The sequence below is a fragment of the Nonomuraea jabiensis genome (assembly GCF_014204795.1).
Lineage (GTDB): Bacteria > Actinomycetota > Actinomycetes > Streptosporangiales > Streptosporangiaceae > Nonomuraea > Nonomuraea jabiensis.
The window spans coordinates 11,459,463-11,479,492 of the sequence record NZ_JACHMB010000001.1; the positions used below are offsets into that span (position 1 = coordinate 11,459,463).

Below are 20,030 nucleotides of genomic sequence, written 5' to 3' on the forward strand. Positions count from 1 at the left end.
TCGGCAGTGGCATGTCTTCGATACGTGACGTGGCGGAGCGGGCGCGGGTCGCGGTGAGCACCGTGTCCGCCGCGCTCAACGGCACCCGCCCCGTGGCGGCGGACACCCGGCGGCGGATCGAGCAGGCGGCGGCCGAGCTGGGATACCGCCCGAGCCTGCTGGCCCGCGGCCTGCAGAGCAAGCGCACCCGCATCCTGGCCCTGCTGTACCCCACCCCGCGCAGCGGTTTCGGGCTGACCGAGATGCAGTTCGCCACCGGCGCCGCCGAGGCGGCCCGCGAGCTGGGCTACCACCTGCTGCTCTCCCCCGAGCACGCCGACCCGGTCGAGGAGCTGCGCCACCTCACGGGGCTGGGGCTGGTGGACGGCGTGCTGCTGATGGAGGTCGGGCTGGCCGACGAGCGCACGGAGTTCCTGCTGGAGGCGGGCGTGCCGTTCAGCATGATCGGGCGGACCCGCGACCCCGGCTCGATCGACTACGCCGACATCGACTTCGCGGCCACGGCCGCGGCCGCCGTCGCGCACGTGGCCGGGCTCGGGCACCGAAAGCTGGCCTTCTTCAACCTCTCGGCCGACCGGCACGCGGCACGGTACGGGCCCGCCGTCCGGGCCGGGGCGGAGTTCGCCGAGGCCGCCCGCGCGGCCGGGATCGGCTACGTCGACGACTTCCGGCCCGGCTCGGCCGACGAGGGCAGGCAGGCGTTCGAGCGGCTGGTCGCCGCGCATCCCGACACGACGGCGCTGGCGGTGATGGACGACCACGCGGCGGTCGGGGTGATCGCGGCCGTGGCGGCGCGCGGCTGGCGGATCCCCGAGGACCTGACGTTGCTGCTGGTGCTGTCGTCGGCGCGGGTCGCCGAGATGTTCCACCCCAGGCTCACCACGATGGAGCCGCCGAGCGCCGAGCTGGGCGGCCTCGGCGCCCGCATGCTCATCGACCGGCTGGAGGGCGACGGGCCGCCTGCGCAGCGGCTGCTGCCCTGCCGCCTCGTGGTCGGCGACAGCTCCGCACCACCCCCCGAAGGAGTCAGATCATGACGCTCGGCACGCACACCCTCACCGCCGGGCGCAGGCTGCTGTTCGGCGGCGACTACAACCCCGAGCAGTGGCCGGAGCACGTGTGGGCCGAGGACGCCGAGCTGATGCGGGCCGCCGGGGTCAACCTCGTCACGGTCGGGGTCTTCAGCTGGGCGCGCCTGGAGCCGGAGCCGGGCAAGCGGGACTTCGCCTGGCTGGACCGGGTGCTCGACCTCATGGCCGAGGCCGGGATCGCGGTGGACCTGGCCACCCCCACCGCCTCGCCGCCGCCGTGGCTGGGGCACCGCTGGCCGCAGACCCTGCCGGTCGACGAGGCCGGGCACCGCCTGTGGTACGGCTCGCGCAACCAGTTCTGCCCCTCATCGCCCGTCTACCGGGAGCGGGCGCTGGCCATCGTCAACGACCTGGCCGACCGCTACGCCGCCCACCCCGCCCTGGCCCTGTGGCACGTGGGCAACGAGTACGGCCAGGTCTGCCACTGCGACGACTCCGCCGAGGCGTTCCGCACCTGGCTGCGGGAGCGCTACGGCGACCTGGAGGCGCTCAACGAGGCGTGGGGCACCACGTTCTGGAGCCAGCGCTACAGCGACTGGGCCGAGATCGTCACCCCGCGCCGCGCCCCTTACCTCATCAACCCCTCCCAGCAGCTCGACTGGCGACGCTTCTGCTCCGACGCGCTGCTGGCCCACTTCCGCGCCGAACGCGACCTGCTGCGCGCCAGGACCCCGCACATCCCGATCACCACCAACTTCATGGGCCTGTTCAAACCGGTCGACTACTGGGCGTGGGCGGACGAGGAGGACATCGTCTCCAACGACCACTACCCCGACCCGTCGGACCCGTTGGCGCCCGCCCGCACGGCCCTGACCCACGACCTCATGCGCGGCCTGGCCAAGGGCAGGCCGTGGCTGCTGATGGAGCAGGCCGCCGGCGCGGTCAACTGGCGCCCGCACAACCCGCCCAAACCGCCCGGCCGGCTCCGGCTGGAGTCGCTGCAGGCGCTCGCCCGGGGCGCGGACGGGCTGTGCTACTTCCAGTGGCGGGCCTCCCGCTTCGGCGCCGAGCGCTTCCATTCGGCGATGCTCCCGCACGCCGGAGCCGACACCCGCGTGCACGCCGAGGTCCGCGCGCACGGCCGGGAGCTGCGCGAGCTGGCCTGCGTGGCGGGCCGGCCGGTGCCCGCGCGGGTGGCGATGGTCTTCGACTGGGCGAGCTGGTGGGCGCTGGAGGAGCGCGGCCGGCCCAGCGACCGCCTGAACGCGAGCGACCAGCTGTTCGCCTACTACCTGCCGTTCTGGGAGCGCGGCGTGAGCGTGGACCTGGTGCCCCCGTCGGCCTCGCTCGACGGCTACGCCCTGGTCGTGGTCCCGAACCTGTTCCTGCTCGGCGATGAGGACGCGGCGGCCATGACCGCCTACGTGCGCGGCGGCGGGGTGCTGGTCGTGGGGCCGTTCTCGGGGATCGTGGACGAGCGGGCGCACGTGCGGACCGGGCGGTTCCCCGCGCCGCTGCGCGAGGTGCTCGGCGCGTCCGGCGAGGAGTGGCGGCCCGTGGACGGCCCGGTGCGCTGCCGGTGGGCCGATGGGACGGAGTTCGCCGCCCACACCTGGACCGAGCTGATCGCCCCGGAGGGCGCCGAGACGGTGGCGGAGCTGGTCGAGGGCGGGTCGGCGGTGCTGCGGCACCGGGCCGGGCAGGGCGTCGCCTGGTACGTGGCGACGATGCCCGAACCGGCCGCGCTCGGCGAGCTGGCCGCGCGGGCGCTGGCCGACGCGAGCGTGCAGGGCGTGCTGCCGGAGCTGCCGCCCGGGGTGGAGGCGGTACGCCGCGGCGAGGTGCTGTTCCTGCTCAACCACGGCACGGAGACGGCGCGCGTGCCGCTCCCGCACCCGGCCACCGACCTGCTGACCGGATCGGCCGCGCACGACCCCGTGGACTGCCACGTCACGCTGGCGCCGCAGGCGGTGGCGGCCCTCGTTCAAGGAGCTGAATGAAGTTCAAGGACGGCTACTGGCGGCTGCGTCCCGGGGTGCGGGCCGACTACGCCACGGCGGCGCACGACGTGACCGCCGACGCCCGCTCGCTGCGAATCCTGGCCCCGGCCAGGCCCATCACCCACCGGGGATACACGATCGACGGGCCGGTGCTGCGGGTGGACCTGTCGTCCCCGATGCCGGACGTGATCCGCGTCCGCGTGGTGCACTTCGCCGGATCCGTCCCCGCCGCCCCGGTCTTCGAGGTGCGCGACGACGCCCCGGACGTCGACCTCGCCGTGGACGCCGAGCAGGCGAGCCTGACCAGCGGCGCGCTCACCGTACGGGTGCGCAGGGACGCCCCGTGGGAGATGACCTTCAGCGCCGGCGGGCGCGAGCTGACCCGCAGCGCCGGCCGGAGCCTGGGCGTCATGCGCGATCCCGGCGACCGGCACTTCACGGTCGAGCAGCTCGGGCTCAGTGCCGGGGAGCTCGTGTACGGGCTGGGCGAGCGCTTCGGCCCCCTGGTGCGCAACGGGCAGTCCGTCGACATCTGGAACGAGGACGGCGGCACCAGCAGCGACCTGGCCTACAAGAACATCCCCTTCTACCTCACCAACCGCGGCTACGGCGTGTTCGTCAACCATCCCGGCCGGGTGTCGTTCGAGGTCGGCTCGGAGACGGTGTCGCGGGTCCAGTTCAGCGCCGAGGGCCACGACCTGGAGTACCTCGTCATCCACGGCCCCACCCCCAAGGACATCCTGCGCCGCTACACGGCGCTGACCGGCCGCCCGGCGCTGCCGCCCGCCTGGTCGTTCGGGCTGTGGCTGTCCACGTCGTTCACCACCGACTACGACGAGGCGACGGTGACCTCGTTCGTGGACGGGATGGCCGAGCGGGACCTGCCGCTGAGCGTGTTCCACTTCGACTGCTTCTGGATGCGGCGCTACCGGTGGTGCGACTTCGAATGGGACCCGGAGGTGTTCCCCGACCCCGAGGGCATGATCCGGCGGCTCAAGGAACGCGGGCTGCGGGTCTGCCTGTGGATCAACCCGTACATCGGGCAGGCGTCGGCGCTGTTCGACGAGGGGGCCGCGGCCGGTCACCTGCTGCGGCGGCCGGACGGGACCGTCTGGCAGGATGACCACTGGCAGGCGGGCCGGGCGCTGGTGGACTTCACCTCCCCGGCCGCCAGGGAGTGGTACGCGGGCAAGCTGCGCGGGCTGCTCGACATGGGGGTGGACGCTTTCAAGACCGACTTCGGCGAGCGCATCCCGACCGACGTCGCCTACGCCGACGGCGCCGACCCCGAGCGCATGCACAACTACTACACGCTGCTCTACAACGAGACCGTGCACCGGGTGCTGGCCGAGCGGGGCGCGCCCGTGCAGTTCGCCCGCTCGGCCACGGTGGGCGGGCAGCGGCTGCCGGTGCACTGGGGCGGCGACTGCGAGTCGACGTTCGAGGCGATGGCCGAGTCGCTGCGCGGCGGGCTGTCCCTGGGGCTGGCCGGGTTCGGGTTCTGGAGCCACGACATCGGCGGGTTCGAGGGGCGGCCCGATCCGGCCGTGTTCAAGCGGTGGGTGGCGTTCGGACTGCTGTCGTCGCACAGCCGGCTGCACGGCAGCAGCTCGTACCGGGTGCCGTGGCTGTTCGACGAGGAGTCGGTCGACGTGCTGCGCTCGTTCACGCGGCTGAAGGCGCGGCTGATGCCCTACCTGTACGGCGCCGCCGTCGAGGCCGCGGCCGAGGGGCTGCCGATGATGCGGGCCATGCAGCTGGAGTTCCCCGGGGACCGGGGCTGCGACCATCTGGACGCCCAGTACATGCTCGGGCCCGACCTGCTGGTGGCGCCGGTCTTGTCCGCCGATGGCGACATTTCGTATTACGTACCGGAGGGAACCTGGACCCGGCTGCTCGACGGCGAGACCGTCAGCGGCCCAGGGTGGCGTACCGAACGGCACGGGTTCGACAGCCTGCCGCTGCTCGTGCGGCCCGGCGCGGTGCTGCCGACGGGCGCCCGCGAGGACCGGCCCGACTACGACTACGCCGACGGCGTCACCCTCAACGCCTACCGCCTGGCCGACGGCGCCCGCCGCACCGTCACCGTGCCCTCCCCCGGGCCCTCCCCCGGGCCCTCCCCCGACGGCGGCGCCGGCGCCGTCTTCGAGGTCTCCCGCACGGGCGACCGCGTCCGCGCCCGGCGCGTGGCGGGCGCGCCCGCCCGCTGGAGCCTGCGGCTCCACGGCGGACCCCAGACTTCGGACGGCCCACGGGTCACCGCGGAGCCCGGCACCGACGACATCGAGATCACCCTGTGAGGAGCATGATGACCACCTTCCCCGAGAACTTCCTGTGGGGCACCGCCACCGCCGCCTACCAGGTCGAGGGCGCCTGGAACGAGGACGGCCGCGGCCCGTCGATCTGGGACACCTTCTCCCACACCCCCGGACTGGTGACCGGCGGTGACACCGGTGACGTGGCCTGCGACCACTACCACCGGCTGGAGGAGGATCTGGACATCCTCTCCGGGCTGGGCGTGGGCGCGTACCGGTTCTCGATCTCCTGGCCGCGCGTGCGGCCGGGCGGCCGGGTCAACCAGCCGGGCCTGGACTTCTACTCGCGGCTGGTGGACGGGCTGCTCGACCGCGGCATCGCCCCCGTCGCCACCCTCTACCACTGGGACCTGCCGCAGGAGCTGGAGGACGCGGGCGGCTGGCCCAACCGCGACACCGCCTACCGCTTCGCCGAGTACGCCGACCTCATGGGCCGCACGCTCGGCGACCGCGTCCGCACCTGGATCACCCTGAACGAGCCGTGGTGCTCGGCCTACCTCGGCTACGCCTCCGGCGTGCACGCCCCCGCCAGGACCGAGCCCGCCGCCGCCCTGGCCGCCGTCCACCACCTGAACCTCGGCCACGGCCTGGCCGTCCAGGCGTTGCGCGCGGTCGTCGACCCGACGGCCCAGATGTCGGTGACGCTCAACCTGCACCACGTGCGTGGCGTGTCCGAGCGGGACGCCGACGCCGTGCGCCGCGTGGACGCGCTGGCCAACCGGGCCTTCCTCGGCCCCATGCTGGAGGGCGCCTACCCGCGCGACCTCATCGCCGACACCGCCGCCGTGACCGACTGGTCGTTCGTGCGCGACGGCGACGAGGCCACCGCGTGCCAGCCGCTGGACGTGCTCGGGGTCAACTACTACAACCCGACGCTGGTCCGCCAGTGGGACGGATCCTCCGAGCGGGCGACCGCCGACGGGCACCAGGACGGGGCCGCCTCGCCGTGGATCGCCTGCGACGACGTCGAGTTCGTCCCGCAGCCGGGCCCGTACACCGAGATGGGCTGGAACATCGACGAGACCGGCCTGACCGAGCTGCTGCTGCGGCTGCACCGCGACTACCCGTCCATGCCCACGCTGATCACCGAGAACGGCGCGGCCTTCGCCGACGTCGTCGACCCCGACGGCCGGGTCCGGGACGAGCAGCGCGTCGACTACCTGCACCGTCACCTGTCCGCCGTGGCCGAGGCGATCTCCGCCGGGGCCGACGTACGCGGGTACTTCGTGTGGTCGCTGATGGACAACTTCGAGTGGGCGCACGGGTACGCCAAGCGGTTCGGCATCGTGCGGGTGGACCCGGACACGCTCGAGCGCACCTGGAAGGACAGCGCCCACTGGTACCGCGACGTGGTCGCCACCGGCAAGCTGCCCGCCTAGCTAGGGTTTGCGGCCCACGCCTCCGACGAAGGTGTGGTACGTGATGCCCGGCGTGGCGCGGTCGTCGGGGCCCGGGCGCCACTCGGGCAGCGGCACCAGGCCGGGCTCCAGCAGTTCGAGACCGTCGAAGTAGGCGAGGATCTCCTCGCGGGTGCGCCACCGGCCGGTGCCGAGGCGCTCGTTGAAGATCCGCTCCGCCTCGTACGCCTGCTTCGACACCTCGGGGTGCGCCTCGCCCGGGTTGTGGAAGTGCGAGATCACCACGTGGCTGCCCGGGGCGAGCGGCCCGATCAGCGCGCCCGCGACGCCGGCCGGGTCCTCGTCGTCGCCCAGGTGGTGCAGGATCCCGAACATCAGCAGCCCGACCGGCTCGTCGAAGTCGATCAGCGAGCGCGTCTTCTGGTCGTTGAGGATCTTCTCCGGCTCGCGGGCGTCGGCCTCGACGATCGTGGTGCTGGCGTCCACGGCGAGCAGGGCGCGGCCGTGGACGAGCACGATCGGGTCGTGGTCCACGTAGACGACCCGCGACTGCGGCGCCACCGCCTGGGCGATCTCGTGGACGTTGCCCTGCGTCGGCAGGCCCGAGCCGATGTCCAGGAACTGCCGGATGCCCGCCTCGGCCGCCAGGAAGTGGACCGTGCGCCGCAGGAACTCCCGGTTGGCCATGGCCGCCTCGGGCGCGTCGGGCGCCACCTTGAGAGCCGCCGCGGCCACCTGGCGGTCGATCTCGTAGTTGTCCTTGCCGCCGAGCATGTAGTCATAGACGCGGGAGACACTGGGCTTGGTGGTGTCGATCCCGCGAGGCGCGCGCTCCTGCTCGCTCTCGGGCACTGTCGGCTCCTTGGTCGGATGGGTGGAGCCATGATCCTAATTGGCAAACCCCTGATTTATGCCGATATTTCGGGACGCAATAGGCGGGGGCGAACCGCCTACCAGCGATCGACGTGAAGCACCTCGTCGAGCGGCTGCCGCTTCGCGGGGGCGAACGTCTCGCCGAGGTAGTAGGCGGTCGGGATGAGCACGCCCTGGCGCACGTCGCCGGGGATGCCGAGCAGCTCGGCGACCTCGCTCTCGTACGCCAGGTGCAGCGTCGTCCACGCCGTGCCCAGCCCGCGGGCGCGGGCGGCCAGCATGTAGCTCCACGCGGCGGGCAGCAGCGACCCCCACAGCCCGGCCTGGTTCCCCGGGGGCAGCCCGCCGTCCCCCACCGCGATGCACCCGATCACCAGCACCGGCACGTCCCCCATGTGCTCGGCCAGGTACAGCGAGCTCTCGCCCACCCGCCGCTGCTGCGCCGCCCGGACCGGGTCGTCCTGGAACAGCGCCCCCGCGGAGCTGCCGGACTCGAAGTACGCCTGGTGGGAGCGCTCGTAGTAGCTCCCGACCGCCTTGCGCAGCTCGGGATCGGTCACCACCATCCAGTGCCACGCCTGCCGGTTGCCGCCGCTGGGCGCCTGGAGCGCGATCTCGAGGCACTCGCGCACGAGCTCCAGGGGGACGGGGCGGGTCAGGTCGAGACGCTTGCGCACGCTGCGCGTGGTGGTGAGCAGTTCGTCGGGGGTCAGCGGTTCGATCGTCATGGGGCCATCATGCAACGCCACCGGCCCCGGCGCCGGGTGACGGGCCGATCGCGCCGTGCCGGTTGACGCCCCGGCGCGGGGACGTGTCAAGTTCACCTGTTTCCCCGGGGCTCCCAGCGAGAAGGACTACCGCATGTCCCGAACCAGTCCCCCCAGTCCAACCGAGGAGTCCAGCGCCGGCGGAGAGCCGAGTCTGAAGCAGGTGATGGGCCCGGGCCTGCTGCTGCTGTTCATCGTCGGCGACATTCTCGGCACCGGCATCTACGCGCTGACCGGCGAGATCGCCGGCGAGGTGGGTGGCGCCGCCTGGCTGCCGTTCGCCGTCGCCTTCGCGGTCGCGTTGATCACCGCGTGCTCGTACCTGGAGCTGGTGACGAAATACCCGCAGGCCGCGGGAGCCGCGCTGTACGTGCACAAGGCCTTCGGCAAACACCTCCTGACCTTCCTGGTGTGCTTCGCGGTGATGTGCTCCGGCATCACCTCCGCCTCGGCGGCGTCCCGGGCCTTCGCCGCCAACCTCGCCACCGGCTTCGGCCTGGACGCCGGCAACGGCGTCATCCTGCTGATCGCGCTGGCGTTCATGCTCCTGGTCCTGGCCGTCAACCTGCGCGGCGTCGGCGAGAGCGTCAAGATCAACGTCCTGCTCACCGCGGTCGAGCTCTCGGGTCTGCTGATCGTCATCCTGGTCAGCCTGTACTTCATCGCCGGCGGGAACGCCGACTTCTCCCGCGTCGTCACCTTCGAGACCGCCTCCGACAAGAGCGTGTTCCTGGCGGTCAGCACGGCCACGTCGCTGGCCTTCTTCGCCATGGTCGGGTTCGAGGACTCGGTCAACATGGCGGAAGAGACCAAGAATCCGGCCCGGATCTTCCCTCGCATGATGTTCACCGGGCTCGGGATCACCGGGTTGATCTACGTGCTCGTGTCCATCTGCGCCGTCGCCGTGGTCCCCGTCGGGCAGCTCTCCGAGAGCGAGACCCCGCTCGCGACGGTGGTGCAGACCGCGGCCCCCGGCTTCCCGATCTCCGATCTGCTGCCGTTCATCTCGATGTTCGCCGTGGCGAACTCCGCGTTGATCAACATGCTGATGGCCAGCCGGCTGCTCTACGGCATGGGCAAGCAGGGCGTGCTGCCGCCCTTCCTGGCCAAGGTGCACCCGAGGCGGCGCACGCCGCAGGCGGCGATCGTGTTCACCACCGTGATCGCCCTCGGGCTGATCACGTTCGTCTCGCTGAGTCCCGACAGCCCGGTCGTGTCGTTGCTGGGCGGGACGACCTCGCTGCTCCTGCTGGCGGTCTTCGCGCTGGTCAACGTGTCCGTTCTCGTCCTGCGCAGGGAACAGGCGGCGACCGAGCACTTCAGCGCGGGGCGCGTCCTGCCCGTCGTGGGCGCGATCACGTGCGTGTACCTGGTCCTGCCGTGGTCCTCCGGACGTCCCGCCGGCCAGTACGAGATCGCGGGCGTGCTGCTCGCGCTCGGCCTGGTCCTCTGGGTGATCACCTGGTACGCCCGCAGGAAGGAGCACGCCGGCTGACCGGCCGTCCGGGCGGCTCACCGGATCAGGCCGACTCGCGGATCACCAGCTCCGTGGGCAGTATCACCGGATCCACGTGCTCGGCGCCGTCGATGAGCGCCAGCAGCAGGCGTACGGTCTCCTGCGCCACCTCCGCCAGCGGCTGGCGGATCGTGGTCAGCGGCGGGTGCGTCGACAGGGCCACCGACGAGTCGTCGAACCCGCCCACCGCCACGTCGTCCGGCACCCGGCGGCCCGCCGCCCGCAGGGCCGCCAGGGCGCCGGCGGCCATCAGGTCGGAGGCCACGAAGACGGCGTCGATGTCGGGCGTGCGGGCCAGCAGCTCGGTCATCGCGCGCTCGCCGCTGGCCTGCGTCCAGTCGCCGTGCGCGATGAGCTTCTTCGTCGCCTTGCGGCCCAGCACGTCGGCGAAGCCCTCCAGACGCTGGATGCCGCCCGGGGTGTCCATCGGGCCGGTGATCATGGCGATGCGCCTGCGGCCCTGGTTCACGAAGTATTCGGTCATCTGGCGGCCGCCCAGGCGCTCGTTGGCGGCGGCGTACGGGATGACGCCCTCGCTGCCGATGACGGCGCCGCAGGAGACCGCGGGCGGCCCCGAACGCAGCGCGTCGATGAACGGGTCGCCGGCGTGCGTCGAGAGCAGCAGCACCCCGTCGGCGTGGCCGCCGCGCACGTAGCGGACCACCCGCTCGCGGTCGCCCTCGTCGCCCGCCAGCATCATCACCAGCGACAGGTCCCGCTCGGCGAGCATCCTGATGGCGACTCGGATGGTGGTGCTGTAGTTGGGGTCCTCGAACAGCTTCTCGTGCGGCTCCGACAGCACCATCACGATCGACCCGGTGCGCTGGGTGACGAGGCTGCGGGCGGCCCGGTTGACGACGTAGCCGGTCTCCGAGATGGCCCGCTCGATCGCCACGCGTGCCGCCGGGCTGACGTACTTGTCCCCGTTGAGCAGCCGGGAGACCGTGCCGCGGGACACGCCCGCGGCGGCGGCGACGTCGTGGATCGTGGGGCGCTTCATTTGACGGCTCCGGAGGACAGGTCGGTCTTCCAGTATCGCTGCATCGTGAGGAAGAGCGCGATCAAGGGCACGATGGACAGCAGCGCGCCCGTGAGGATCAGGTTGTAGAGGGAGGGCTGGTTCGCCCCGGCGGCCAGCAGCGTGTAGAGGCCCACCGTCAGCGGGAACTTGCCGTCGTCGCCGAGCATGATGAACGGCAGCAGGAAGTTGTTCCAGATGGCCACGAACTGGAACAGGAAGATCGTCACCATGCCCGGCACCATCAGGGGCAGCGCCACCCGGTACATCAGCCGCCACTCGGTGGCCCCGTCGATCCGCCCCGCCTCCAGCAGCGAGTCGGGGATGGCCGCCGTGGCGTAGATGCGGGCCAGGTAGATGCTGTACGGGTGCAGGATCTGCGGCAGCAGCACGGCCCAGTAGGTGTCGGCCAGCCCGACCTTGGAGAACAGCAGGTACTGCGGGATCGCCAGCACCACGGCCGGCACGAGGATGCCGCCGATGAGCAGGTTGAAGATGAGGTCGCGGCCGGGGAAGCGGAACTTCGCCAGCGCGTACCCCGAGATCGCCGAGACCGCGGTCGACAGCAGCGCGCCGCCGCCCGCGTACACCAGCGTGTTGGCCGCCCACAGCCAGAACACCCCGTCCCGGTAGGCGAACAGCTGGCTCACGTTGTCGGCGAAGCCGGTGCCGAAGGCCAGTGTCGAGGTGGTGAACAGCTCGCCCGGCGACTTGGTCGCCGCGATCAGCACCCAGAGCACCGGGAACAGGCAGTAGATCGCGCCGAGCAGGAGCAGCCCGGTCGGGGCCACTCCCCACGGCGTGCGCGCGGCCGTCGCCCGGTGTGCCGTGGCCCGGCGTGTCGCGGCCCGGTCTGTCGTGGCGCGGTGTGTCGTGGCCATCAGCCCTCCCCGAAGGCGCGGTTGCGGACCACGCGCAGGAACCCGAACGACAGGACGAGCGAGATCGCCGCGATGACGATCGAGGTGGCGGCGGCCGAGTACAGGTCGCCGGTGACGAACGCGTCGCGGTAGACCTTCATGAGCGGGCTCCACGTGGAGCTGATCGTGTTGGTCAGCGGCCGCAGCGTGGTGGGCTCGGTGAACACCTGGATGGTCGCGATGATCGAGAAGACGGTGGTCAGGATGATCGCCGGGGTGAGGATCGGGATCTTCACCCGCAGGGCGATCTGGAGCTCGGACGCGCCGTCCAGCCGCGCGGCCTCGTACAGGTCGCGCGGGATCGCCCGGAGCGTGGTGTAGAGCACCAGCATGTTGAAGCCGGTCCCGCCCCACACCGCCACGTTCGCCATGGAGTACGTGACGGTGCTCGCGCCGAGGAAGTCGACGTCCAGGACGTCCCTGATGGGGCTGAGCGAGGGCAGGTAGAGGAAGCCCCACAGCAGCGTGGCGGCCACGCCCGGCACCGCGTACGGCAGGAAGATCGCGATCCGCGAGAACCGGGCCAGCCGCACCCGCGCCGAGTCCAGCAGCAGCGCGAACAGCAGGGCCAGCCCCAGCATCACGACCAGCACCAGCGCCCCGTAGCCGAGCACGCGCAGCCAGCCGTGCCACAGCTCTGGGTCGGACAGGGCGGCGGAGAAGTTGTCGAACCCGACGAAGACCTCCTTGCGCGCGCCCCTGCCCAGCCCGAGCCCGGACACCTTGGTACGGCGCGTCGCCAGCCAGACGGTGTACCCGATGGGCACCGCGAGGAAGAGCGTGAACAGCACCATCGCGGGGGTCAGGAACAGGTACGGCCACACCCCCCTCTCGGACCTCTTCATGAGGCGATCTGGAAGCCGGACTTGCGCATGTCGGCGACGGTCGCGTCCTGCATGGCCTGGATCGCGTCGGAGAACGATGACTTGTTCTGCACTGCCTTGTCGAAGTTGTCCTTGAAGGCGTTGTACGTCACGCCGACGTTCGGGCCGAAGGTGAAGCCGCGGGCGACGGCGGAGACGGCGGCGGCCTGCTGCCAGAAGTCGGGCTGGTTGGCGAAGTAGTCGGGCGCCTGGCCGAGCGACGACTGGGCCTTGGTGGCGGCCGGGTAGATGGCGGCCTCCTTGACCAGCAGGTCCAGGGCGGCGGGGTCGGTGTTCATCCAGGTGGCGAACTGGGCGGCGGCGGCCTTGTTCGGCGTCTTGGCGGACACGGCCGTGGACGAGCCGCCCCAGAAGCCGCTGAAGCTCTCGCCCGCGTTCCACTGCGGCAGCGGCGCGGCGGCCCACTTGCCCTTGGCCTTGGGCGCGTTGCTCGACAGCACGCCCGGCGCCCAGACGGCCGACGGCCAGGTCAGCAGCTTGCCGTCGTTGAGGGCCTTGTTCCACTCGGGGGTGAAGTACGGCATGTCGTCGATGACGCCCTCCTTGACCAGGCCGCCCCAGTAGTCGGCGACCTTCTTGGTGGGCTCGTCGGCGATGTTCACCTTCCAGGACTCGCCGCTGATCGACCACCACTGGGCGCCGGCCTGCTGGGCCAGGCCCGTGAACGCTCCCGGATCCTTGCTGGAGAACGTGCCGAGGTACGCCTTCGGGTCCTTCTTGTGCACGGTGCGCGCGGCGTCGGCGTACTCCTGCCAGGTCTTGGGGACCGCGATGCCGTACTTGTCGAACAGGTCCTTGCGGTAGAAGAGCATCATCGGGCCGCTGTCCTGCGGGATCCCGTACACGCCCGCCGTGCCGAGCGTGACCAGGCCCCACAGGCCCTCGGCGAACTCGCCCTTGATCGAGGCGGTCTCGGCCTTGATGTCGGCGACCGCGTCGGCGGCGACGAACGAGGGAAGGTGCTGGTACTCGGCCTGCACCAGGTCCGGCGGGTTGCCGGCCTTGGCCGCGGTGAGGAACTTGGCCGCCGCGTCGTCACCGCCCGCCTGCTTGCTGACCGTGACCTGGATGTCCGGGTGCGACTGGTTCCAGACGGCGACGATCTTGTCCATGTTGGGGGCCCAGGTCCAGTACGTCAGCTTGACCGGTCCCTTGGCGGCGGCCGTGGGGCTCTGCGCCGCCTCGGTGCCGGGGGCGGGTTCGCTGGACCCGCAGCTCGCGAGAGTGGCCGTGAGCATGAGGGCCAGGGCGGCTCCGAGGCGGTTGGCGCGCATGCGTACCTCCAGAAGGTTCTGTGAACGTGCACAGAGTGAAACAGCCACGAAACGCGAGTCAAGGGGTCGTTATGCTCTCGTTAATCAGCCATTATCGGGATAAGTCAGGGCGGCTGTTCCCGGTGAGGCCGGGTGGGCGCTACTGTGCACGTTCACAGAAGAGCTTCTCTAGGGGGATGGATGTATCCGGAGCGTCCTGCCGGCATCGCCTTTGGCGGCGACTACAACCCGGAGCAGTGGCCGCGCGAGATCCTGGAGGAGGACGTGGCCCTGATGCGCGAGGCCGGGGTCAACCTGGTCAGCCTGGGCCTGTTCTCGTGGGCGCTGATGGAGCCCGCGGAGGGGCGCTACGAGTTCGGCTGGCTGGACGAGATCGTGGACCGGCTGCACGAGGCCGGGGTAGCCGTCGACCTGGCCACGCCGACCGCCGCCCCGCCTGCCTGGTTCATCCGGAAATATCCTGACGTGCTGCCGGTGACCAGGGAGGGGACGCGGATCGGGTTCGGCGGCAGGCAGAGCGCCTGCTCCAGCGCCCCGGCCTTCCGCGAGGCGACCGCGCGGCTGGTGCGCGCGCTGGGCGAGCACTACCGGGGGCATCCGGCCGTGGTCATGTGGCACGTGCACAACGAGTACGGGGCGCCGCTCGGCGAGTGCTACTGCGAGCACAGCGTGGCGGCCTGGCGCGTCTGGCTGAAGGCCACGTATCGCGATATTTCCGCATTGAACGAGGCCTGGGGCGCCACCTTCTGGGGCCAGACGTACACCGACTGGGCGGAGATCGACGCCCCCCGGTTCAACCACACGGTGGTCAACCCGGCCCAGCGCCTCGACTACGCCCGCTTCAGCGACGGCCAGCACCGCGAGCACTACGCGCTCCAGCGCGACCTCCTGCGCGAGCTGACCCCCGGCATCCCCGTGACCACGAACTTCGCCGGCACCGTGAACTGCAAGTCCGCCGACCTGTGGCAGTGGGCCCGCGAGCTGGACGTGGTCGCCAACGACCACTACCTCCAGGCCGAGCGGCCGGACAACCACATCGACCTGGCCATGTCCGCCGACCTCGCCCGCTCGGTGGCGGGCGGCGCGCCGTGGATGCTCATGGAGCACTCGGCGGGGGCGGTCAACTGGCAGCCGCGCAACCTCGCCAAGCGCCCCGGCGAGATGCGCCGCAACAGCCTGGCGCACGTGGCGCGCGGCTCGGACAGCGTGCTGTTCTTCCAGTTCAGGGCGTCGCGGTTCGGGGCCGAGAAGTTCCACTCGGGGATGGTGCCGCACGCGGGGACCGGCTCCGAGCAGTGGCGCGAGGTGGTCCGGCTGGGCGCCGACCTGCGCAAGCTCGCCGGGCTGCGGGGCAGCCGGGTGCGGGCCGAGGTGGCGGTGGTCTGGGACTGGGAGTCGTACTGGGCGCTGGAGCTGGACTGGCGGCCGTCGGTGGACCTGACGTTCAGGGAGCGGATGGACGCCTTCTACGAGGCGCTGTGGCGGGAGCACGTCACGGTGGACTTCGTCCACCCTTCCACCGATATTTCGGGATATCGGGTGGTGGTGGCGCCCAGCTCGTACCTGCTGACCGAGGCGTCCGCCAAGAACCTCCACCGGTACGTGGAGGCGGGCGGCAACCTGCTCGTCTCCTACTTCTCCGGCATCGTCGACGAGCACGACACCATCCACCCGGGCGCCCACCCCGGCGCGCTGCGCGAGCTCCTGGGCCTGTCGGTCGAGGAGTTCCACCCGCTGCGCGAGCACGAGACGGTGACGCTGGCGGGCGGGGGCACGGCCCGGATCTGGTCCGAGCGGGTCCACCCGGCGGGCGCGGTCGCCGTACGGGACTTCGCCACCGGACCCGACGCCGGACACCCCGCCCTCACCCGCCACGACCTGGGCGCGGGCACCGCCTGGTACCTCGCCACCGCCCCCGTCACCGGGCTGCGCGAGGTGCTGGCGCAGGTGCTCGACCACGCGGGCGTGTCCCGGCCGCGCGGCCTGCCCGACACCCTCGAACTCGTACGCCGGGGCGGCCACGTCTTCCTCATCAACCACGGCGACGAACCCGTGACGGTCGAGGGGGTGACCGGGACCAGCGTGTTCGACGGCGTACGGCACGAGGGATCGGTCACCGTCGCGCCCGGCGCGGTCACGGTCATCGCCCCCACCCCCTAGGGAGACCTCCATGAAACGCGTCCTGACCACGCTCCTGTTAGTGCTCGCGTCCCTGACCGTCACGCACCCCGCCCAGGCGGGCGTGCTGCGGATCAGGGGCGCGGACGTCTCCAGCCTCGCCAAGTCGGAGGCGTACGGCGGCCTCTACCGCGACGCCCGCGGCCGCGCGGGCGACGCGCTGCGCATCCTGTCGGACGCCGGGCTCAACTACATCCGGCTGAAAGTCTGGGTGAACCCGGCCGACGGCTACAACACCAAGGCGCGGATCCTCCCGATCGCCAAGCGGGCCAAGGCTCGGGGCATGAAGCTGCTGGTGGACTTCCACTACTCCGACACGTGGGCGGACCCGGGCAAGCAGTTCAAGCCCGCCGCGTGGGAGTCGCTCCCGCTCGACCGGCTCGCGCAGGCCGTGTACGACCACACGTACGACGTGCTCGCCGCCCTGCGCCGCCAGGGCACCACGGCGGACATGGTGCAGGTGGGCAACGAGATCAACGGCGGCCTGCTCTGGCCGGACGGCTCCAACTCCGACTGGCCGAGCACCGCCCGCCTGCTGAACGCCGGGTACGACGCGGTCAAGCGGGTCTCGCGCGCGACCGAGGTCGTGCTGCACCTGGCGAACGGGGGCGACAACGGGCTGTACCGGTGGTGGTTCGACAACGCCGCCGCGCACGGCATCCGGTACGACGTGATCGGGCTGTCGTACTACCCGTACTGGCACGGAACCCTGGAGACGTTCCAGGCCAACCTCAACGACGTGGCCACCCGGTACGGGCGGCCGGTGGTCGTGGTGGAGACGGCGTACCCGTTCACGACGGAGGACGACGACGGCTGGCCGAACATCATCGTCTCGGCGGAGCCGTACCCCGGCTATCCGGCGACCCCGCAGGGGCAGGCCGCGATGCTGGCCAAGGTCGCCGACATCGTCCGGCAGGTCCCGGACGGGCTGGGTCTCGGCCTGTTCGCCTGGGAGGCGACCTGGACCGGCGTCAAGGGCAACGGCTGGGACCCGGCGGACCCGGCGTCGGGCAACGGCTGGGAGAACCAGGCCTTGTTCGACTACGCCGACCGCGCCCTGCCCGCCCTGCGCGCCCTCGGCCACTCCTGACCTCCCGCCCGCGCCCGTCCCCCCTCCCCCTCCCCCGGAGCCACCGAACCACCGGACCCTGAACCACCGGCCCCCAGACCCGAACCACCGGACCCCGGACCGCCAGACTGGCCCTGACACGGAATCCTGACCGGCATTTACCGAAATTGCGGAAATCCGGCTTTCCGCGACACTATGATCGCGTTACGCCACCTCCGCACCACGGTGCGTACCCGAAGGAGCCGCCCATGGCCGACCCCTGGCCGGAGCGCGCGCCGCGCGGAATCGACACCTCCAGGCCCAACGTCTCGCGTGTCTACGACTTCATGCTCGGCGGCAAGGACAACTACGAGGCCGACCGGCAGATGGCGCTGCGGGCGCTGGAGCTCGCCCCGGACGCGCCCGAGGCGGCGCGGGCGAACCGGGAGTTCCTGGGGCGGGTGGTCAGGTTCCTGGCGGCGCGGGCGGGCCTGCGCCAGTTCCTGGACCTCGGCTCCGGGCTGCCCACGCGGGACAACGTCCACGAGATCGCCCAGTCGGCCGCCCCCGGCAGCCGGGTCGTCTACGTGGACCACGACCCGATCGTGCTCGTCCACGGCCGCGCGCTGCTGGCCGTGAACGAGGCGACCACGGTCGTCGAGGCCGACGTCAGGGACCCGGACGCGGTCCTCGACGACCCGGAGACCAGGCGCCTCATCGACTTCGGCGAGCCGGTCGGGCTGCTGATGTTCGGCGTCCTGCACCACCTGGCCGACCACGAGGACCCGGCCGGGATCGCCGCCCGCCTGATGGCCCGCCTCCCGGCCGGCAGCCACCTGGCCGTCTCCCACTTCTACGACCCGGGCCCGGCGCACCCCGAGGCGTCCGCGCAGGGGTACGCCGCCGAGAAGCTGTTCAACGAGACCCTGGGCACCGGCCGGTGGCGCACCCGCGAGGAGATCCTGGCCTGCTTCGACGGCCTGGAGCTGCTGGAGCCCGGGCTCGTGCCGCTACCGGAATGGCGGCCGGACCCCGGCGACCTCGCCCGGCCCGGCCTGTCCGGTCAGACCCTGGCAGGCGCCGTCGCGCGCAAGCCCCAGTGAGGGGTCAGAGCGCGCCCGCGTACACCCAGCGGCCCTCGAACCGGACGAACCTGCTGTTCTCCTCCAGCTCCCCCGGAGTGCCGCGTTCGACGTAATGGGCGCGGAAGCGCACCGTGCCCTCGGTGTGGACGACGCTGCCGCCGGTCGTCTCCAGCACCTCCAGCCGTACCCAGCGCGTCTTCCTGTCCAGGTCGAGCCGGGCGGGACGGGCGGACGGATGCCAGGTGCGCAGCAGGTAGGCGGCGTCGCCCATGCCGAACGCGCTGTATCGGGACCGCATGAGCTGCTCGGCGGTGGCGGCCGCCGCCTCGCCCCGGTGGAGCCTGCCGCAGCAGTCCTGGTAGGAGGCGGGCAGGCCGCACGGACATGTACGAGGCATGACCCCTATTGTGCCGCGCGCAGCCGCCACGCCTGCTCAGCCGGTGAGATATGACCGGAGGACGGAGATGTCAGAAGAGGTCCAGCCTCTCGTGTCACATTCCCTGACCACCGCGGAACCGGCCGCCAGAACCGACCCCCGCAGCACCTCAAGGGAGATCGCGCCCTCCCACTCGGCCACAGCCGGACGGCTCCTGCGCAGGCTGGCGTGGCATTCGCCGCCCCGCAGACGGAGGCCGGCCTCCCAAGGTCCGTCCATGAAAGCGAGCTCGGCCGTCGACTCCCCCGGCTTGCCGGTGGTCAGGGCCGACAGCCACCATCCCAGGATGACGACGGGGAAGTCCGTCCAGCCGACCTCGGGAAACCCTTCCCCGTCGCCTTCCAGCCAGATGGGACCCACGATGGATCCCGACCGGAGCCGTTCCATGGCCGAGGGCTTCACGACGGCCCTCAGTTCTCGGATCATCATTGTGCCGGGACCGGCAGCCGCGCCGTGAGCTCGGTCAGCGTGGGGCCGAGCGGGGCGTCCAGGGTGAGCGAGGCGTCGGCGTCGCCGCCGGTCTCCCCCTGGTTGACGATGGCGATGGGGATGCCGAGCGAGGCGGCCTTGGTGACGAACCGCAGCCCCGACCTGACCGTCAACGACGACCCCAGCACCAGCAGCAGCCGCGCGCCCCCCACCAGGGCGAAGCACTCGTCCACGCGCGGTCGGGGGACGTTCTCGCCGAAGAACACCACGTCCGGCTTGAGCACCCCGCCGCACGCCGCGCAGCCGACCACCTGGAACCCGGCGACCTGCGCGTCGGTGAGCACTGCGTCGCCGTCGGGGTTGATCCGGGCGGCGGCGGCCTCCCATTCCGGATTGGCCGCCCGCAGCCGCCGTTCCAGCTCGGCGCGGGGCGTGCGCTCGCGGCACGACAGGCACACCACCCGGTCGAGCCCGCCGTGCAGCTCGATCACCCGCCGCGCCCCGGCGGCCTGGTGCAGGCCGTCGACGTTCTGGGTGACGATGCCGGCGAGCAGCCCGCGCCGCTCCAGCTCGGCCACGGCCCGGTGGCCGGCGTTGGGCCGGGCCTGGCCGATCTGCCGCCAGCCGACGTGGCTGCGCGCCCAGTATCGCTGCCGCGCCTGCGCGCTGCCGACGAAGCGCTGGTACGTCATCGGCTCCGCGCGCCGGGCCCGGCCGGTCGGCCCCCGGTAGTCGGGGATGCCGGACTCGGTCGACAGGCCCGCTCCGCTGAGCACCGCCACGCCTCCGCCCGCGACCAGCTCGGCCAGTCGTGTCACTGTCACAACTCCCATGGTGCCCGATCTCCGCGACCGCCCGTCCCCCGACCCTGAACCAGGGGGACGGGCGTCTCCCGGTC

17 protein-coding genes are annotated in these 20,030 nt (G+C 71.8%); 8 read left to right on the top strand and 9 right to left on the bottom strand.

Annotation, left to right across the window (positions count from 1 at the left end; all coding sequences use genetic code 11):
• The first annotated feature begins 11 nt into the window (after positions 1-11).
• The 4 genes from HD596_RS52390 to HD596_RS52405 are packed head-to-tail and all read left to right on the top strand — an operon-like array spanning position 12 to position 6,725.
• Complete coding sequence (locus HD596_RS52390) at positions 12-1,037, top strand: LacI family DNA-binding transcriptional regulator (RefSeq protein ID WP_185076919.1); 1,026 nt, start codon at positions 12-14, stop codon at positions 1,035-1,037.
• Positions 1,034-3,031 (top strand): beta-galactosidase, encoded by a 1,998-nt coding sequence (locus tag HD596_RS52395; protein WP_185076920.1) that lies wholly within the window; start codon positions 1,034-1,036, stop codon positions 3,029-3,031. Before HD596_RS52390 ends, HD596_RS52395 begins: the two co-directional genes overlap by 4 nt.
• Positions 3,028-5,331 carry an alpha-xylosidase gene (yicI, locus tag HD596_RS52400; protein WP_185076921.1) on the top strand — a complete coding sequence of 768 codons (2,304 nt, stop codon included), beginning with the start codon at positions 3,028-3,030 and terminating at the stop codon, positions 5,329-5,331. The genes HD596_RS52395 and yicI overlap by 4 nt, the downstream gene beginning before the upstream one ends.
• Before the next feature lie 8 nt (positions 5,332-5,339).
• A complete protein-coding gene (locus HD596_RS52405) occupies positions 5,340-6,725 on the top strand; it encodes a GH1 family beta-glucosidase (RefSeq protein ID WP_185079268.1) in 1,386 nt (461 codons plus the stop codon).
• On the opposite strand, the gene HD596_RS52410 is transcribed toward HD596_RS52405, so the two are convergent.
• Together HD596_RS52410 and HD596_RS52415 are read right to left on the bottom strand one after the other, a co-directional pair.
• Positions 6,726-7,556, bottom strand: a complete 831-nt coding sequence (locus tag HD596_RS52410) for an SAM-dependent methyltransferase (protein ID WP_185076922.1) — start codon at positions 7,554-7,556, stop codon at positions 6,726-6,728. It lies immediately after the preceding gene.
• Positions 7,557-7,654: 98 nt separating this feature from the next.
• Entirely contained in the window at positions 7,655-8,305 is a 651-nt protein-coding gene (locus HD596_RS52415) for a nitroreductase family protein (RefSeq protein WP_185076923.1), read from the bottom strand.
• A gap of 133 nt (positions 8,306-8,438) precedes the next feature.
• Between HD596_RS52415 and HD596_RS52420 the strand changes: the two genes are divergently transcribed.
• Positions 8,439-9,839 carry an APC family permease gene (locus tag HD596_RS52420; RefSeq protein ID WP_221520009.1) on the top strand — a complete coding sequence of 467 codons (1,401 nt, stop codon included), beginning with the start codon at positions 8,439-8,441 and terminating at the stop codon, positions 9,837-9,839.
• A gap of 25 nt (positions 9,840-9,864) precedes the next feature.
• Here HD596_RS52420 and HD596_RS52425 read toward each other — a convergent pair whose 3' ends face one another.
• Genes HD596_RS52425 through HD596_RS52440 form a run of 4 tightly spaced genes read right to left on the bottom strand, consistent with a single transcriptional unit; the run spans position 9,865 to position 13,956 of the window.
• On the bottom strand, positions 9,865-10,860 hold the full coding sequence (locus HD596_RS52425) for a LacI family DNA-binding transcriptional regulator (RefSeq protein WP_185076924.1): 996 nt from the start codon (positions 10,858-10,860) through the stop codon (positions 9,865-9,867).
• Entirely contained in the window at positions 10,857-11,759 is a 903-nt protein-coding gene (locus tag HD596_RS52430) for a carbohydrate ABC transporter permease (RefSeq protein WP_246555456.1), read from the bottom strand. Before HD596_RS52430 ends, HD596_RS52425 begins: the two co-directional genes overlap by 4 nt.
• On the bottom strand, positions 11,759-12,643 hold the full coding sequence (locus HD596_RS52435; RefSeq protein ID WP_185076925.1) for a carbohydrate ABC transporter permease: 885 nt from the start codon (positions 12,641-12,643) through the stop codon (positions 11,759-11,761). The genes HD596_RS52430 and HD596_RS52435 overlap by 1 nt, the downstream gene beginning before the upstream one ends.
• A complete protein-coding gene (locus HD596_RS52440) occupies positions 12,640-13,956 on the bottom strand; it encodes an ABC transporter substrate-binding protein (protein ID WP_185076926.1) in 1,317 nt (438 codons plus the stop codon). Before HD596_RS52440 ends, HD596_RS52435 begins: the two co-directional genes overlap by 4 nt.
• Positions 13,957-14,136: 180 nt before the next feature.
• On the opposite strand from HD596_RS52440, the gene HD596_RS52445 reads away from it, so the two are divergent.
• The 3 genes from HD596_RS52445 to HD596_RS52455 all read left to right on the top strand — a co-directional run bounded on the left by HD596_RS52445 (position 14,137) and on the right by HD596_RS52455 (position 18,285).
• The gene (locus HD596_RS52445; RefSeq protein ID WP_185076927.1) at positions 14,137-16,116 is read left to right on the top strand and encodes a beta-galactosidase; all 1,980 of its coding nucleotides are present in this window, start codon (positions 14,137-14,139) and stop codon (positions 16,114-16,116) included.
• A 10-nt stretch (positions 16,117-16,126) separates the two neighbouring features.
• Positions 16,127-17,224 carry a glycoside hydrolase family 53 protein gene (locus HD596_RS52450; RefSeq protein ID WP_185076928.1) on the top strand — a complete coding sequence of 366 codons (1,098 nt, stop codon included), beginning with the start codon at positions 16,127-16,129 and terminating at the stop codon, positions 17,222-17,224.
• A gap of 227 nt (positions 17,225-17,451) precedes the next feature.
• Positions 17,452-18,285 (top strand): SAM-dependent methyltransferase, encoded by an 834-nt coding sequence (locus tag HD596_RS52455; RefSeq protein ID WP_185076929.1) that lies wholly within the window; start codon positions 17,452-17,454, stop codon positions 18,283-18,285.
• A gap of 4 nt (positions 18,286-18,289) precedes the next feature.
• Here HD596_RS52455 and HD596_RS52460 read toward each other — a convergent pair whose 3' ends face one another.
• The 3 genes from HD596_RS52460 to HD596_RS52470 form a co-directional block, all read right to left on the bottom strand.
• The gene (locus tag HD596_RS52460) at positions 18,290-18,664 is read right to left on the bottom strand and encodes a YchJ family protein (RefSeq protein ID WP_185076930.1); all 375 of its coding nucleotides are present in this window, start codon (positions 18,662-18,664) and stop codon (positions 18,290-18,292) included.
• A 36-nt stretch (positions 18,665-18,700) separates the two neighbouring features.
• On the bottom strand, positions 18,701-19,063 hold the full coding sequence (locus HD596_RS52465; RefSeq protein WP_185076931.1) for a hypothetical protein: 363 nt from the start codon (positions 19,061-19,063) through the stop codon (positions 18,701-18,703).
• Between the two features lie 65 nt (positions 19,064-19,128).
• The gene (locus HD596_RS52470; RefSeq protein WP_185076932.1) at positions 19,129-19,965 is read right to left on the bottom strand and encodes an NAD-dependent protein deacetylase; all 837 of its coding nucleotides are present in this window, start codon (positions 19,963-19,965) and stop codon (positions 19,129-19,131) included.
• Between the last annotated feature and the right edge of the window lie 65 nt (positions 19,966-20,030).